Consider the following 16,214-nt stretch of genomic DNA (forward strand, 5'->3'; position numbering starts at 1 on the left):
GCTGTGGGGCGAATAGTCTGCAGAGAGGAACTCTCATGAAAAGCTACGCGATGGTGTTTAGCCCCGTTGATGCGGCGGGCACCGATTCTTCTGTTCGTGCCTGGAATTATGAGCTGCGCGGTGGTGATGATACTGCTCTGCCTGCCGGTTCTGCCGAGGTGTGGGAGGCTGGCTGGGTGGGTTCGACTGGTCCCGGTATTGAGCAGGATCAGTGGCCGCGCAGTACGTTTACTGGTTTGCCGATGCAGCATATTTTTACGGTGAGGTTGCCGGGGGAGTACCTGCCGGATGCGCAGAAGTATCCGGGTGTGGTGGCGTTCTCTTTCTTCGCTGGTGATGGCCAGTTCGCTGAGGATGAGGCGACTGAGGGTGTTGCTAATGCTGCTAGTGACGACCCGTTTGAGGTGCAGTATGCGCAGGCGCGGGTGCATCCGTATCAGTTGTTGTTGCGCGATATTTTGGATGCCGAGTTTGCGGTGCTGTACCTGAGTGAGGAGGAGTTCTCGTCCCGTACGGAGCCGCCGCAGGATGTGCGCCGGCCCGGTGAGCATCGTGGTGAGGAGGAGAGCTTCAGCGCCTGGGCTTTGGCGGATCGTCAGCAGCCGCTGGATCGTAAGCCTGCTCATGTGGGGTGGGTTCCGACGGATGACCCGAATGCCGGTAAGGTCCCCAGCGATGTGTTTGAGAATGTGGACCCGCAGACTGGTTATCTGAGTCCTTTCGATTGGGATGCTGAGGATTCGGCGTGGTTTGAGTGGGCGAAGCCGCTGATTGCGGTGGGTACTCACCTGGGTGGCACTCATTTTTATGCGCAGGCTCTGCCGGATGATCTGACGGCTCGTTATATTGAGTTCGATGAGTTTGATGTGCTGAATTTTGGGTGCGGTAGCGCTGTTTTTGATTTTGAGACTGGTGTTTTCGACTGGTCGTGCGGCTAGTACGCTTGCACCGGAGAACGCGCCGCTGATGCGCCTTCGCCGCGCCGGAGAGCGCGCATTTGAGGTGTTTGCGCGGCCTCCTTGAACCGTAAATGAGCCGTGGATAAGCCCCGGTTGCACCGCGGTGTACCTCCTGAAACGGCACCCTGAGCGTTTCACAGTGTGGACGGGGCAGTTTGCGGAGGTTCCACATCACCTTCGGTGAACCGCCCCGGGCGGGCGCGCCTCCTGTATCCTTGAATGCGTGGAATGGATTCAAGCAATTATTTTGGGCTTTGTTCAGGGCCTGACCGAATTTCTGCCGATTTCGTCATCGGCGCATCTGAACATTGTTGGCCAGATCCTGCCGGAGAAGGCTGACCCGGGCGCCGCGTTTACCGCAATCACCCAGCTGGGTACTGAGACCGCGGTCTTGATTTTTTTCTGGCGCGATATTGTGCGCATTGTGAAGGCGTGGTTTGGCGCTCTTACCGGCCGCGTACCGCGCAACGACCCGGATGCCCGCATGGGTTGGCTGATTATTATTGGCTCCCTGCCCATCGGCGTTCTGGGTCTGCTGTTGGAAGACTACATTGACACCCAGTTCCGTAGCCTGTGGATTGTGGCGACTATGCTGATTGTGTTTGCTGTGTTCCTGGGTCTTGCGGACCGTTTCGGCCGCGAGCAGCGTGAGCTGAAGGACCTGACTTTCCGTCACGGCCTGCTGTACGGTTGCGCACAGGCGCTGGCACTGATCCCGGGTGTTTCTCGTTCGGGCGGTACGATTACTGCGGGTCTGTTCATGGGTTACACCCGTGAGGCTGCGGCACGTTACTCGTTCCTGCTGGCCATGCCTGCCGTGTTCATGTCTGGCCTGTACAAGACCTTCAAGGTGGTCACCGGCGAGGAGGCGACCGGCTACTACGGTATTCCCTCGACTATCGTGGCTACTCTGGTTGCGTTTGTGGTGGGTTACCTGATGATTGGCTGGTTCTTGAAGTACGTGTCTTCGAAGTCCTACGGCATTTTCATCTGGTACCGCATTGCGCTCGGTATCCTGATTTTCGTTGGTCTGGGCACTGGCGTTCTGAACGCTACTTCTTCGGCGTTCTAAGGCTTTAGCCCTCAGCGTGATATGACATACCCGTCCGTGAGTTTCTCACGGGCGGGTATTCTTATTGGAGTAGATTTTTTGGCACCCGCATGCCTTGAGGTTGGGCGGCGGGTGTGGCGCGTCCACCGGTTGTGGGCGTTTTTACGGAAAGGAACCCCATGCGAGCTTGGGATGCCCCCGCCTCTGTGACTCTGCCCGGTCAGGCTGCGCTGCCGCGTATTTTTGATACCGCGGCTGGTGAGATTGTTCAGGTTCAGGAGGATAAGGCGGCGAGCCTGTACGTTTGCGGTATCACCCCGTACGACGCGACGCATATGGGTCACGCCTCCACCTATGTTGCTTTTGACTTGCTGCACCGCGCCTGGCTGGATGCGGGCGTGCCGGTCACCTACGTTCAGAACGTGACCGATGTGGACGACCCGCTACTGGAGCGTGCGACCGCGACGAATGTTGATTGGCGTGAGCTGGCTGAGGATCAGACTGAGCTGTTCCGCACCGACATGAAGGCGCTGAACGTGATTCCGCCGGCGCACTATGTGGGTGTGGTGGAGTCCATTGAGTGGCTGTTCCCGCTGATTGAGGATTTGCTGCGCCGCGGCCTGGCGTACCGCGTGCCCGGTTTCACGGACGAGCAGGGTGTGGTGCATCCTGACGGTGACGTGTACCTGGATTTGAAGGCTGTGCGTGAGCTGCCCGCGAACGCTGAGGGCTACTCGTGGGCACCGGGCGAGGTCTGCCACTTGAGCCGTGATGAGATGCTGGAGATTTTCGCTGAGCGCGGCGGCGACCCGAACCGTGCCGGTAAGCGTGACGCACTGGATCCGCTGCTGTGGCGTGTTGAGCGTGAGGGCGAGCCGAGCTGGGATGCCGGCGAGCTGGGCGCGGGCCGCCCCGGCTGGCACATCGAGTGCACGATGATTGCCCGCCGTTTTGTGGATGGTTCGCTGACCGTTCAGGCTGGCGGTAACGACTTGACGTTCCCGCACCACGATTTGGGTGCGGGCCATTCGTGGGCTGTGTCTGCACGCCCGCACGCTAAGCATTACGCGCACACCGGCATGGTCGGTTTGGACGGCCACAAGATGAGCAAGTCCCGCGGTAACCTGGTGCTGGTTTCGCGCCTGCGTGCGGCCGGTGAGGATGCGAATGCGGTGCGCCTGGCGATTATGGGTCAGCATTACCGTTCGGATTGGTTCTGGACTGATGAGCTGTTGGAGCACGCGAAGGCTCGCCTGGATACGTACCGTCATGCGGTGTCGGTGGCTAAGGGCCGTGAGGGTTCCGAAGGTGTCACCGATGAGGCGGCTGTTGAGCTGCTGACCACTGTGCGTGAGGCACTTGGCGAGGACCTGAACGCTCCGGCGGCGTTGGCGGCTGTAGATGCGTGGGCTGTGAAGGCTCTGGCGGACACCACCGTCGGCGGTGGCGCGCTGGTGCGTGACATCCTGGCGGCACGCCTGGGCGTGGTCCTCTAAGATGGCTTCGTCGGTCATGGAGGAGCTGTACGCTCTTCGCCCGTATGACCGTGAGACGGTCGATGCGCTCGCCGCAGAGATGTTAGTTGAGGTTCGCGCATACGAGGCGCAGAAGGAAGCGTAGGGCTTCTGAGAGCAATATGAGCTCAACAAAGGGGTGGGTGATCCTGGAATAGTCCAGGGTCACCCACCCCTTGTGTTTAACCGGTTATAGAACCCGATGACTGGTAGCTATTGAGCGGCTAGTCTTCGGTGTCTACAAATTCCTCACGGAAAATCTGTTCACCGGCGAGAACCTCTTCAAGGAGCTTTTCCTGCGCGGGTTCCAGGTGCACCAGGTGCGTGAGAGTGTAGAGCAGACGCTCGTACTCTTCGCTCCAGGCAAGCGGCCATTCTCGCTGAACAATGTCGTTGAGCGAGGAACTCCACTTTGTTTCCGGATCCTTGAGGCGGTACTTAGCCCACATACCTAGTACCCGATTACCACCGACGGTGTAATCGAAGACGCGCTTTTCCACGTTCTCGCAGCGAGCCTCACCGAAGGAGACGGTGCCCATTACGGGGTTGTTCTCTTCCTCAGAGAGGCCATTGACCGGGTCGGGGGAGAAGCTGGGCTTCTTCTCCGGCATCGTCTTACCCATATCCTGGATGGAGTACGGCAGGGTGTAGTCTGCACCTTCGGGAAGCTGGTGCAGGCGCTCCATACCCGGTAGCGGTTCACCGCGCTCACCGTAGGTGTGTAGCCACACAACCTGCTTGCCGAGCTGAACGGCACGTTCCCAGAGCTCCGGGTCCGCAGTGAGGGGCACGCGAATACCCGCATGCTGGAGCGGCTTGTCAAAGGTGTGCACGTAGCCGGGGTGTCCGGTGAGTGCCGCCAGGTAGTAGACGAGGTCGCCGGGGGCATTAGCTCCGAAGCGTTCGCTCAGAATCTGAGCAGCAGCTTCAGTAAGGTTTGGTGCGCCAGCCTCGGTCAACGTGGGGTGGACACGGCCTCCTTGGCTGCCCTTGAACCCATGCATATCTGGGATTAAGTAGTGAAAGTACAGTCCTGGCCCCATACCCACGTATTCATTGTGAAGCTCAGCGATAAATATCTGCTTAGCAGTACGATAACCCCACAACGCTGGTCTAGGAGTATCAGCAAGCCGAGAATCAGCAAAGACATACTGCCGGTCAAAAGCTCGGTATCCCACCGGTACAATATTCGGTGCGTCCGGAATGACTTCGCGAGCAATCTGATCGTTCAGGCTTTCACGGCTCCCCTGGAACGTATCGGTACCCGGAAGTGGCTTCTTAGCCTTTGTAGTCTTTGCATCACGTGTTTCTTTGAACCGCTCAGCACGTACTTCCAGATCGTTACCTTCGATGAGTTCCGCCCAACGTTCCTGTAGCACACTTTCAGAGGGCGCGTAAACCCAAGTTCTATTGGGCTTTACACCAGGAAAACAACTAGCGTAGAGATCCGGTAGCTCAGGGTAACTATCCCAATCATCATCCGCCTCAGGAGCGAACTTATCGCCCCAGCCGGAGCGTACCGGTTCAAACTCTGAGCTCCCCAAATCGAGAGTGGCAAGAGCATGCATTTTCTCCGCAAAGGTACCGTGCAGGGCAACGTAGCGAATATCCGCGGGGGTTTCCTCATCGGTATCTTCTTCACGCAGGAACATCGCGATAGATACAGGGGTCTCGATAGCGAAAATAGCATTCTTCGCTGGAGGTTGCATACCTTCAGGGGTCACATTAATAATCCATCCACGGCTGGACGAACGACGAATATACTCACGCATCCCCGCGAATCCCGGGCCCTTCAGATATCCAGATGCGGTAATAAAACAGACAACACCTGCACGTTTGGAGCTATCTGACTGGCTCTCAAAAGCACGGAAAGAATCTTCGAAGACCTTCCAGAAAGCCCAACGCCAAAAGTAGACGTACAGGTTCTTCAGCACATACTCATATCCACCCATACCAGGAGCATGGAAGTCTTCCATAATGGAGGAGGAGTCGTCTTTGGAACGAGGTCCTGAATTGACCCAACCGCCCATTTTCTCCGCTTTAACTTTATACGGCGGATTACCAATGCATACCTGAATAGGCACCTCACGCTTTACCCTAGTTGCCTTATTCGACAACTGAGAAAGCAGACGCAGAGTATTACCGTTCACCGGCTTCTGCTTAGCGTAGGGGTCGCTCAGAGTATCCGCCACATAGAGATTCAGACCGTCCTCCGGAATGTCAGCACCCAGCTCCTTAAGGGTCTGGTTCAGGCGCAGCTCAGCCACGGAGAAAGGACCCGACTGCAGCTCAAAGCCGTACAGGTTCTTCGCCAGACGATTCAGAGCACGAGTGCGCGCAGCAGGAGAGAGGCTTTCCGCACTTGCCACTTTATGCATAACCGACAGCGGATAGGTGCCGGTACCCATCGCCGGGTCAATCACGGACACACCCTCACTCGCCAGACCGTGCTCCTTGCCCAGGTAGGTGCGCAGAGCGTCATCCACCAGGCGCACCATCTGGTTCACCACTTCAACTGGGGTGTAGTAACTACCAGTCTTCTTACGCTGCGCCGGGTTATAGACCTTCAGGAAGTGCTCGTAGAGGTGCAGATACACATCCGACTTGCCGCCAGAAATATCAGCCCAGGAAGCGGCACCCATGACACGCACAATCACGGCGAGAGCGTTATACAGGGAGCTCTTCTCATCCAGGTGCTCGGTCAGCAGACCCAGTGCATTACCCAGCAGACCGTGTTGGGAACGCAAACGACTCGCCATAGTCGAGAATGTCTCAAGACTTAGGTCGTGACCCTCTGAGAGGGCAACCACCAGCGAAAACACAACCGTCTGTGCAAAGCTATCGGCAAACTCTTCATTACTGGTACTCGGGGCGAGAGTATCGCGCCAATCCTTACGCAGACCCACCAGCGGGGGAGGAATCACAAAATCCTCTTCACCCTTCTTCTTAGCTTTCGCCTGATCCGCTTTATAGGTCTTTTCCTGCGCAGCAAGGCCCAAAAGCATCTCTTCACGGAGCAAAGCAGCAAGGGGAGCGAGAGTTTCCACCAACTGTCCAGCGCTCTTAATCGGAGCGGGGACCCAACGCAAAAAGTTGAGGAAGAACGTCGCGAGAGCATCCGGTGCGCTCAGCGTGCCACGGCCGCTGAAAGAACCATGCATATGCACCGCGTCATACCCGGTGCTCGTCAGCACCGGTTCGCCATAACGGTATAGGCGCCACTCGGTGCCGTTGGTGTACAAAAGGTTCGGAAGGTTCCGCAGACGCTGCCACTGCTTATACTCGTGGCTCTTCTTAGTGAAAGAAGCGGGGTCAATGTTCTTACCCGGAGCTTTCAGCTCCACGTAACCGGTTAAAACACCATCGACCATGATGGCGTAATCAGGGCGCACCAGACCCTCAGAAACTAGACCCCCCCCCGCTGTTTTCAGCGAGGTTTCACGGACGGTCACAACCTTCATCGAATGCAAAGCGCCAAAGTCCTGCAACAAGGTAGCGACCGGGTTCGTCAGCTGAGCCTCCGGTTCACCTTCCCCAACGCGCAGATTCTCCCGCACCTGCCTGCCGAACTCGGCAATCAGTGAGTTGAAATCAGTCACAATACTCTTTCCTTTGCCCCATAATTCGTGGGCACTAAGATGTTTCTGCCCGCAGAGGATTTCCGCAGACTCTCCTCAAGTCTAACCAAAAATAAGTACCCCTCATTGCTCAGCGGTCATCGCTTCATCTATGCCGCCGCATTATCACGCCCGCGGGGTAATGCGCCACAGCCGATTTGCAGACTCCGCTAAAATAGAAAAGGACTTTTTCCGTCCGCAGTTCGCCGCAAAGCGCGAACAGCACAGACTGACCCAAACCCGAGGAGAATCACCCCGTGAGCAGCGGCACCCACACCCCTACCGGCGCAATCAACCGCCGCGGCCCCTTCCGCCCCGGCGAGCGCGTCCAAATCACTGACGAACGCGGCCGCATCACCACCATCACCCTCGCCGAAGGCGGCGAATACCACTCCCACAAGGGCTTCCTCAAGCACGACGACCTCATCGGCGCACCCGAAGGCACCGTCATCCCCAACACTCACGGCATCCTCTACCAGGCACTGCGCCCCCTCTACAAGGACTTCGTGCTCTCCATGCCGCGCGGCGCAGCCGTCGTCTACCCCAAGGACGCCGCCCAGATCATCGTCAAGGCAGACATCTTCCCCGGCGCACGCGTCGTCGAGGCCGGCGTCGGCTCCGGTGCACTGTCCATCGCGCTGCTGCGTGCAGTCGGCGACTACGGTTGCGTGCACTCCTTCGAACGTCGTGAAGAGTTCGCAGACGTCGCCCGCGGCAACATTGAGACCATGTTCGGTGGCCCGCACCCGGCGTGGAAGCTGAGCATCGGCGACCTGCAGGACACCCTGCCGCAGGTTGAAGAGCCCGGCAGCGTCGACCGCGTCGTACTCGACATGCTCGCACCCTGGGAATGCCTGGACGCCGTTGCGGAGGCGCTCGCACCCGGTGGCGTGCTCATCTGCTACGTTGCGACCGTGACCCAGATGTCCCGCCTGGTTGAGGGCATGCGCCTGGACGGCCGCTTCACCGAACCCGAATGTGACGAAACCATTGTTCGCGGCTGGCATGTGGAGGGTCTGGCGGTCCGCCCCGACCACCGCATGGTGGCGCACACCGCGTTCCTGGTCGTGGCTCGTCGCCTGGCTGACGGTGCGGTACGCCTGGCGCCGAAGCGTCGCGCCTCCAAGACTGACTTCTCTGAAGAGGACATGAACGCGTGGATTCCCATGAACGTGGGTGAGCGTGAGGTGACCGATAAGAAGATTCGCCGCGCCGCACGCGATGCGAAGAACCTTGCCGCTCACGCCGCACGCGCGAACGAGATTGCGCTCGAACAGAACGGTGCCGCGCAAAACGGCATGGAGTCGGAGCAGAACGACAGCGAAGCATCTGAATCCGCCGAATAATTTGAACCACCTTTGACCTGCGGGGGCACGGGCGTTGCCTGGAGCCCCCGCAGTGCACTCACCAGGCTACTCGCTGTGCCCGATACCCACCCAGTACCCGCACCGAGTAGCCGCCGATTAGGACGAACAGCTAAAGGAGCTACCGTGTCCACCCACGAATCTGCAGATCAGGCAGGAACCCCCCAGTACGGCACCGCCCACAGTGCAGCCAGCGCGGCACCGCACTACTCGGCTGCTTTCGGGTCGACCTCCCTGCCCGGCAGTCAGCCCGTCAGCGCGCAGGAGTATGACGCCGTGCTGCGTCGACTCTCTGCGGCGGAGGCAACCCGCGACAATATGAGCCGACAGATTCGTGGTGCGGGGGAGAAGAACCGCAAGCTCGTTGAGGCAATCACCAGCATGCGCTACCAGGTGGAGCGTCTGCGCGCGTCCCTGTCGCAGAATGTTATGCCGCCGCTGAATTCGGCGATTGTGTTGGCGGTGCATGAGGGTCAGACCATGACCTACGAGCAGGTTGCGGACGATAAGACCCCCGCCGAAATTGACACCTACCTTGATGTTCAGGTGAGCGGCCGCATGATGCGTATTCCCGTGTCCCCGCTCATTGACCTGTCCACGCTGACCCCCGGCATGACCGTGCTGCTCAACGACAAGACGGAGGCGGTACTCGCCCTGGACACCGAACCCTTCGGTGACGTGGTGACCGTGCGCGAGGTGCTGGATGAGCAGCGCGTGCTGGTTGATACGTCCTCGGGTGCTCAGCAGGTGGCGCGCGTGGCTGGTTCCCTCGACATTGAGCAGCTGCGCACCGGTGACGCGGTCACCCTTGACACGCGCACCCGCATGCTGACCTCGCAGGTTCCCGCCTCCCGCTCGCAGGAGCTGGTTCTGGAAGAGATCCCGGACGTCACCTACGAGCAGATTGGTGGCCTGGGCGCGCAGATCGAGCAGATTCGCGACGCGGTGGAGCTGCCGTACCTGCACCCCGAGATTTTTGAGCGCTACCACCTGGCGCCGCCCAAGGGCATTCTGCTGTACGGTCCTCCCGGTAACGGTAAGACCATGATTGCTAAGGCTGTGGCGAACTCCCTGGCGGCTCGTGCGGCTGCGCTGAACCCGGGTTCGGCTACTCGCGGCTACTTCTTGAACATTAAGGGCCCCGAGCTGCTGGATAAGTTCGTTGGTGAGACCGAACGTCAGATTCGCGATATTTTCGTTGCCGCCCGTGAGAAGGCGGAGGCGGGCCACCCGGTCGTCGTGTTCTTCGACGAGATGGAGTCGCTGTTCCGTATGCGCGGTTCGGGTCGTTCCTCCGATATTGAGACGACCATCGTGCCGCAGCTGCTTGCTGAAATTGACGGTGTGGAGTCGCTGCAGAACGTCATCGTTATTGGCGCGACCAACCGTGAAGACCTGATTGATGCCGCCGTGATGCGCCCGGGCCGACTCGACCTGAAAATCCGCATTAACCGCCCGGACGCCGCCGGTGCGGCTGAGATTTTCGGCCTGTACCTGACCGAGGACCTGCCCCTGGACGCGGCGGAGATGGCTGCCGCCGGTTCGACCCGCGCCGCCCTGACCGCGATGATTGCGGCGGCGGCAGGTCAGCTGTACGCGCGCACCCCCTCCACGGCGTACGCTGTGGCGACCGTGGATTCTTCCATGGTCGTTGGTTCTGGTGCGAGCGCGAACCTGTCCACTCACACGCTGTACCGCGGCGATTTCGCGTCGGGCGCGGTGATTCGCAATATTGTGGACCGCGCGAAGAAGGCCGCGATTAAGGAGCAGCTGCAGGCGCTGACCGCCGGTGCGGACGCCTCGAGCGTTGGTATTGGTACCCGCCACCTGCTGGAGGCGGTACGCGCCGAGTTTGAGGATCAGGTGGACTTGCCGCCGCTGCCCGATATTGAGGATGCGCTTACCGTTGCCGGTGTGCGTGGCCGCTTGGTGTCGGTGGAGCCGCCGCGCTAAACCCGCGCCCACTCAACCGTGCGCTCAGCCCACACCCCGCGCTTATCCCGCATCAACCCAGCATTACCGCAGGTCCAAAGCCTTTGGATGGTATAGATTTTTCAGGAGAACCCCATGAACTCCACCCCCAGCTACGGCGTGCACCGCATTATGGGTGCCGAAACCGAGTACGGCGTCATCGCCCCCTCCGCGCCGGGCACCAACCCGACCGTGCTGTCCGCACTGGTGGTCAACACCTACGCCAAGTTGGCGTTCCGCCGCGGCGCCGCTTTCCGCGAGCAGCTGCAGCGCCGCGCCCTGGCGGATGAGCTGACCGCCGAGCAGGCACGCCAGGCAGAGAACTACTCGACCGCCACCCCCGAGGGTCAGTGGCTGGGTGAGTCCGAGTCGCCGCTGCGTGATGCGTTCGGTCAGGTTCAGGACGCCTCCACCGCCCACTCGAGCCAGATGACGCACACCCGCACCGAGCTGACCAGCGAAGACATCGCCCTGGAGATTATGCGCGAGGCGGGGGTTCAGGCACCGGGTGAGCCCGCCGAGCCGCGTAGCGCCCTGGATGCGCTCGCCGGTGTGCACGGCCGCGGTGGTTTCCCGGAGCGTTTGGATTGGGACCGCGTGACCATGAACGCGATTCTGCCCAATGGTGCGCGCCTGTATGTGGATCACGCGCATCCTGAGTATTCGTCGCCGGAGGTTCTGACCCCTGCCGACGCGGTGCTCTATGACGCTGCCGGTGACGCTCTGGCGTATGAGTCGCTGGTGGAGCTGGGCAACCACGCGCAGGATTTGCCGCAGGTGAAGCTGTACAAGAACAACACCGACTCTAAGGGCCAGTCGTACGGCGCCCACGAAAACTACCTGATTAGCCGTGATGTTCCGTTTGAGCAGGTTGCGGATGCGCTCCTGCCGTTCTTTGCGACCCGCGCGATTTTTACGGGTGCGGGCCGTGTGGGTATTGGTACGCACGGTGAGGTTCCGGGTTTTCAGATTAGTTCGCGTGCTGATTTCTTTGAGCGCACGATTGGTCTGGAGACCACGATTCGCCGCCCGATTGTGAATACGCGCGATGAGCCGCATGCGGATGAGTCGAAGTACCGCCGCCTACACGTGATTCCGGCGGATGCGAACATGTCGCACTATTCGAACCTGTTGAAGTTTGGTACGGCGGCGCTGGTGATGAACTTGATTGAGTCGCACAGCGAGCAGGCTCCGGTATTGCCGGGTGTGCGCCTGTCTGACCCGGTGGCGGCGATGCACGCGGTCAGCCACGATTTGTCGCTGTCGGTTCAGCTGCCGCTGGCGCCGTCTTCGGCGACCCTGCCGAACCCGGTGTCCACGAGCGGTTCGGCGAGCGCCCTGCAGATTCAGCGCGCCTACTATGAGGCCTCCCGTGCGCATGAGGAGTCGAACCCGGCGGGTGTGGATGCTGCGACCGCGCAGATTCTTGACCTGTGGGGTGAGGTTCTGGATGCCCTGGAAACCAACCCGCTCTCGCTGGCGGATCGTCTGGATTGGGTGGCGAAGTATGCGCTGGTGCGCGGTTATGCCGCTCAGGGCGTAGATTATGCGAATCCGAAGTTGAAGGCTTTGGATTTGCAGTACGCTGATATTGACCCGTCGAAGAGCCTGTATCACCGTCTGGTGTCGCGTGGCCGCATGCGCACGCTGTTCTCTGCGGAGCAGATTGAGCGTGCGACGACTGAGCCGCCGCGTGAGACGCGCGCATTTTTGCGTGGTACTTTGATGGCGCGTTGGCCGGAGGAGATTCTGGGTATTAACTGGGATACGGTGTCTTGCCGTGGCCGCTATTCGAAGGATCTGACTCGTTTTACGATGATGGAGCCGACCCTGTACGGTGCCGCCGCGGTGGAGCCGCTGCTGGATGAGGTAAACCATTCGGATGAGCTGCTGAACCGCCTGCGCTAGTAGCGCCTCACAGCCACAAACCCACATAAACTCATATTCTTCCCCGGGGCGGATACCCCCATTCGGAAGAGTAAAAACCACATAACCCACAGGTAGGGTGCAGGAAGGTCCGGGTACCAAAACCCTTACACCCCGCACCCGACCCCACTCAAAACTTATTTGTCCACAACCGAAAACCCCTTGAGGAGAGAACCATGAGCCGCGAACGCATCAGCGCACAGCAGACCGAAACCACCGCAGCCGAGCAGGAGCAGGAACTGACCCTCGCCGCCTCCCACGTTGTCTCTGACGTGAGCGAGGTCGACGACCTGCTCGACGAAATTGACGGCCTACTCGCTGAGAACGCTGAAGACTTCGTCACCGGCTTCGTCCAGAAGGGCGGCGAGTAACCGGCGCACCTGCGCGCCGGGTCAGCATCATGGAACACCGTATTTTCGGCATTGAAAGCGAATTCGGGCTCAGCTACGTCCCGCACGGGCTCGGTCGGCTGAGCATCGAAGAGTCCGCCGCCGCCCTTTTCAAGCCCGTCCTGGATCAGTGGCGTTCAACGAACGTCTTCCTGCCCAACGGCGGTAGGCTCTACCTTGACGTGGGGTCGCACCCCGAGTACGCCTCCGCCGAATGCGGCAGCATTGACGAACTACTCGCGCAGGAACGCGCCGGTGAGCTGCTGTTCGCTGATCTGGCGCGTACCGCCCGCAAGCGCCTGCTCGCAGGCTCGGAGGGCCGCCCCCTCGACGGTGAACTGTACCTGTTCAAGAACAACGTGGATTCGGCGGGCAACTCCTACGGCAGCCACGAGAACTACCTGATCAGCCGCAAACTGCAGTTCAACGACCTGATTGCCCAGCTCGTGCCGTTCCTGGTGACCCGCCAGATTCTGGTCGGTGCCGGTAAGACCCACCCGAATGGCGGCCCGGTGCCCGGTTCGACCGACCCGGCATCCAGCACGGGTGTGCCGTCGTATTCGTTCTCGCAGCGTGCCGACCATATTTGGGAGGCGGCGTCCACCTCGACCTCGCGCGCTCGCCCGCTCATTAACACCCGCGACGAGCCGCACGCGGACGCTTCGAAGTTCCGCCGCATGCACGTCATTAATGGCGATTCGAACATGGCGGAGCCGACGACCCTGCTGAAGATTGCCAGCACCGACATGGTGCTACGCATGCTGGAGGACCGTTTCCCGGTCACCAGCCTGGATATTGTGTCCGTCCCGGCGGCTCTGCGCGCTATCAGCCACGACCTGACCGGCACCGCAACCTTCGAAACCACGGACGGTAAGCACTACACGGCGTTGAGCGTTCAGCGTCACTACCTGGATGCGGCACGCCAGTACGTGCAGCAGTACGGTGCGCACCACCACCACGTGGAATACGCCCTGGACCTGTGGCAACGCACCCTGGACGCTATCGAATCCGGCGACTACAGCAGCATTGACACTGAGATTGACTGGGCGATTAAGAAGAAGCTTCTGGATGCGTATATTGCCCGCGCCCGCGCGGCTGGTCAGCCTGCCGATTATGCGAGCGCCCGCATCCGTCAGCTGGATTTGGCGTACCACGACATCGACCCGGAGCGTAGTGTCTTCCATGCGCTGGTTCGTCGCGGTGCGGTCAAGCGCATCCTGCCTGAGGGGGCTGCGGAGGCGGCGAAGACTCAGCCGCCGAACACTCGCGCTCTGCAGCGTTCGCGTTTCATTAACGCGGCGATTGCGGCGGGGGAGCAGTTCACCGTGGATTGGGTGCACTTGAAGCTCAACGCCTACCCGCAGCACACGCTGGTGTGTAAGGACCCGTTTGCAACTGACAGTGAAGGCTTGGAGGAAGTGCTGACCCTGCTGGAGGGCAAGGCGCGTCAGCATCAGGAGGCGGCATTCCCGCCGCCCTGCTAAATAGCGCCGCTAAACAGCATTGCTAGAAACTCTCTGATGAGGGGAAACCCGCCGGCGGTCGGGGTTGTGGGCCTTCGGGAACACCTCGGCCGCGACACAGCCTGAACACAGCTACGTGCCGTAGCATAAAACAGCTAAACCTATACCTGTAAACTGTTCTGTGGCACACGGGCACTCACACGCCCCACTCGCACAGAAAACCCCAGAGGATAACACTATGACCAAACGCTCTAAGCTCACTATTTTCGGTGCCAGCGCGGCTGCTCTTGCGCTTGCACTGTCTGCATGTGGCGCGCAGTCCAGCAATGGCGATTTGTCCAAGGTGCAGTACACCTTGAAGAATGCGACCGCTGCGCCTGAGGCGTCCTTCGCGACTCCCTTCGCCGCTTCTAGCCCCTCCGCATACGTCATTGAGGAAGGTAACGGCGACTCCATCAATGATGGTGACTACGTGCTCGTTGAGGCTGCCGTGTTCAACGGCACCGACGGCAAGCTTAACGGTTCCACTTACTCCAGCGAGCCGATTCTGCTGCCGATTAACGATCAGCTGAAGCAGGCTGCACCGCAGGTGTACGAAACCCTGAAGAAGATTAAGGTTGGCGGTTCTTTCTCGTACACCACCAACGTTCTGCAGCAGCGCAGCACTGCGGGCGTGACCACTACGACCGCTTCGCCCGGTGCCGCAACTAACGTTGAGGTGTACACCGTGAAGACGAAGCTGCCCAAATACGCAACCGGTAAGGCTGTTGAGGCTGACCCGTCGCTGCCGTCCTTCACTCTGGATGAGTCCACCGGCAAGGCTGAAATCAAGCTGCCCGATAACAAGCCGGAGGTCACCGAGCTGACCGCTAAGACCCTCATTGAGGGCGAGGGCGCCGAGGTCAAGGAAACCGATACCGTGTACGTGCGTTACATTGGTGTGCAGTACTCCGACGGTAAGGTCGTCGACGGCAACTATGACGCCGCCACCCCGATGGGCATCTCCCTGCAGGGCGTTATCAAGGGCTGGACTCAGGGTCTGAAGGGCAAGAAGGTCGGCTCCCGTGTTGAGCTGGTCATCCCGGCGGATTTGGCGTACGGTAACGACACCGGCGGTTCCAAGCCTTCTGGTCCCCTCGTGTTCGTGGTTGATATTCTGGGCGCGGAGGAGAACCCGCAGACCCTGCAGCGTGCCCAGGCGGCTTCTAGCGCAGCTGCTGCGGAGGCGAGCGCCTCGGCAACCGCTGATGCTTCTGCGACCGCAACCCCGGCAGCGTCCGCTTCGGCTACCGCACAGTAGCCTGGGACCTATATTTTCGGGACCCACGTTTTTACGTCACATTTTTATACCGCGCTCGCCGCCTATACGGCTTAGGCGGCGAGCGCACCCACTATTTCGATGTATGTCGAACCAATCAAAGGAGACACCCATGTCTTTCGGTCAGCGTAACCTCGACCGCGAAAAGCCTGAAATCGATTTCCCCGAGGGCGACGCCCCCACCGAGCTGGTCATTACCGACCTGATCGAGGGTGCTGGCGCTGAGGTTGTTCCCGGCTCCCGCGTGCTCACCCACTACGTTGGTGTGGCATTCTCCACCGGTGAAGAGTTTGACGCTTCTTGGAACCGCGGCGAGCCGCTGCCGTTCCAGGTGGGCGTTGGCCAGGTTATCCGCGGTTGGGATGAGGGTCTGCTCGGCATGAAGGTCGGCGGCCGTCGTCGCCTGGAGATTCCCGCCGACATGGCGTATGGTGACCGCGGCGCTGGTTCGGTCATTAAGCCCGGTGAGTCCCTGATTTTCGTGGTGGACCTGCTGGACGTCCGCTAAGGACTAGCCGGTAAGGTTTTCGCGTTTTTCGCGCTTCTCACGTAAGACGCGCAGCCCGGTGCTTTCTCCCGATTGTGGGAGGGGCGCCGGGCTTTTGCGTACCCGCACGCAAAGTAAGTGCTGCGGAACACACA

The 16,214-nt window shown here is 60.1% G+C and carries 12 protein-coding genes; 11 read left to right on the forward strand and 1 reads right to left on the reverse strand.

From position 1 onward, the window contains the following. Positions 1-35 precede the first annotated feature (35 nt). The 4 genes from HMPREF2999_RS07535 to HMPREF2999_RS09645 all read left to right on the forward strand — a co-directional run bounded on the left by HMPREF2999_RS07535 (position 36) and on the right by HMPREF2999_RS09645 (position 3,630). Entirely contained in the window at positions 36-938 is a 903-nt protein-coding gene (locus HMPREF2999_RS07535) for a hypothetical protein (RefSeq protein WP_070676377.1), read from the forward strand. Positions 939-1,182: 244 nt separating this feature from the next. Beyond that, positions 1,183-2,031: an undecaprenyl-diphosphate phosphatase gene (locus HMPREF2999_RS07540; protein ID WP_044145830.1), complete on the forward strand. Its 849-nt coding sequence runs from the start codon at positions 1,183-1,185 to the stop codon at positions 2,029-2,031. Positions 2,032-2,189: 158 nt separating this feature from the next. Continuing rightward, on the forward strand, positions 2,190-3,506 hold the full coding sequence (gene mshC / locus HMPREF2999_RS07545) for a cysteine--1-D-myo-inosityl 2-amino-2-deoxy-alpha-D-glucopyranoside ligase (RefSeq protein WP_070676375.1): 1,317 nt from the start codon (positions 2,190-2,192) through the stop codon (positions 3,504-3,506). A gap of 1 nt (position 3,507) precedes the next feature. After that, positions 3,508-3,630, forward strand: a complete 123-nt coding sequence (locus tag HMPREF2999_RS09645; RefSeq protein WP_256370714.1) for a hypothetical protein — start codon at positions 3,508-3,510, stop codon at positions 3,628-3,630. A 118-nt stretch (positions 3,631-3,748) separates the two neighbouring features. Here HMPREF2999_RS09645 and HMPREF2999_RS07550 read toward each other — a convergent pair whose 3' ends face one another. Further along, on the reverse strand, positions 3,749-7,123 hold the full coding sequence (locus HMPREF2999_RS07550; protein WP_070676373.1) for a type ISP restriction/modification enzyme: 3,375 nt from the start codon (positions 7,121-7,123) through the stop codon (positions 3,749-3,751). 275 nt (positions 7,124-7,398) lie between these two features. Between HMPREF2999_RS07550 and HMPREF2999_RS07555 the strand changes: the two genes are divergently transcribed. The 7 genes from HMPREF2999_RS07555 to HMPREF2999_RS07585 all read left to right on the forward strand — a co-directional run bounded on the left by HMPREF2999_RS07555 (position 7,399) and on the right by HMPREF2999_RS07585 (position 16,080). Continuing rightward, a complete protein-coding gene (locus tag HMPREF2999_RS07555; RefSeq protein WP_070676371.1) occupies positions 7,399-8,487 on the forward strand; it encodes a tRNA (adenine-N1)-methyltransferase in 1,089 nt (362 codons plus the stop codon). Between the two features lie 144 nt (positions 8,488-8,631). Then, complete coding sequence (arc, locus tag HMPREF2999_RS07560; RefSeq protein ID WP_070676369.1) at positions 8,632-10,458, forward strand: proteasome ATPase; 1,827 nt, start codon at positions 8,632-8,634, stop codon at positions 10,456-10,458. A gap of 114 nt (positions 10,459-10,572) precedes the next feature. Beyond that, positions 10,573-12,384 carry a depupylase/deamidase Dop gene (dop, locus tag HMPREF2999_RS07565; RefSeq protein ID WP_070676367.1) on the forward strand — a complete coding sequence of 604 codons (1,812 nt, stop codon included), beginning with the start codon at positions 10,573-10,575 and terminating at the stop codon, positions 12,382-12,384. 194 nt (positions 12,385-12,578) lie between these two features. Next, positions 12,579-12,773, forward strand: a complete 195-nt coding sequence (locus HMPREF2999_RS07570) for a ubiquitin-like protein Pup (RefSeq protein ID WP_005506016.1) — start codon at positions 12,579-12,581, stop codon at positions 12,771-12,773. Between the two features lie 29 nt (positions 12,774-12,802). After that, positions 12,803-14,275 carry a Pup--protein ligase gene (gene pafA / locus HMPREF2999_RS07575; protein WP_070697759.1) on the forward strand — a complete coding sequence of 491 codons (1,473 nt, stop codon included), beginning with the start codon at positions 12,803-12,805 and terminating at the stop codon, positions 14,273-14,275. 217 nt (positions 14,276-14,492) lie between these two features. After that, positions 14,493-15,554 carry an FKBP-type peptidyl-prolyl cis-trans isomerase gene (locus tag HMPREF2999_RS07580; protein WP_070676363.1) on the forward strand — a complete coding sequence of 354 codons (1,062 nt, stop codon included), beginning with the start codon at positions 14,493-14,495 and terminating at the stop codon, positions 15,552-15,554. Positions 15,555-15,684: 130 nt separating this feature from the next. Next, positions 15,685-16,080, forward strand: coding sequence for an FKBP-type peptidyl-prolyl cis-trans isomerase (locus tag HMPREF2999_RS07585; protein ID WP_005508667.1), 396 nt, complete (start codon positions 15,685-15,687; stop codon positions 16,078-16,080). Positions 16,081-16,214 lie beyond the last annotated feature (134 nt).

The organism is Rothia sp. HMSC066H02 (genome assembly GCF_001814995.1).
GTDB classification, from domain to species: Bacteria; Actinomycetota; Actinomycetes; order Actinomycetales; family Micrococcaceae; genus Rothia; species Rothia mucilaginosa.

Bases quoted from the DNA above. Each gene is read 5' to 3' on its own strand.
- HMPREF2999_RS07535 (WP_070676377.1), top strand. From the start codon at position 36: ATGAAAAGCTACGCGATGGTGTTTAGCCCCGTTGATGCGGCGGGCACC.
- HMPREF2999_RS09645 (WP_256370714.1), top strand. From the start codon at position 3,508: ATGGCTTCGTCGGTCATGGAGGAGCTGTACGCTCTTCGCCCGTATGAC.
- mshC (WP_070676375.1), top strand. From the start codon at position 2,190: ATGCGAGCTTGGGATGCCCCCGCCTCTGTGACTCTGCCCGGTCAGGCT.
- dop (WP_070676367.1), top strand. From the start codon at position 10,573: ATGAACTCCACCCCCAGCTACGGCGTGCACCGCATTATGGGTGCCGAA.
- HMPREF2999_RS07570 (WP_005506016.1), top strand. From the start codon at position 12,579: ATGAGCCGCGAACGCATCAGCGCACAGCAGACCGAAACCACCGCAGCC.
- pafA (WP_070697759.1), top strand. From the start codon at position 12,803: ATGGAACACCGTATTTTCGGCATTGAAAGCGAATTCGGGCTCAGCTAC.
- HMPREF2999_RS07580 (WP_070676363.1), top strand. From the start codon at position 14,493: ATGACCAAACGCTCTAAGCTCACTATTTTCGGTGCCAGCGCGGCTGCT.
- HMPREF2999_RS07585 (WP_005508667.1), top strand. From the start codon at position 15,685: ATGTCTTTCGGTCAGCGTAACCTCGACCGCGAAAAGCCTGAAATCGAT.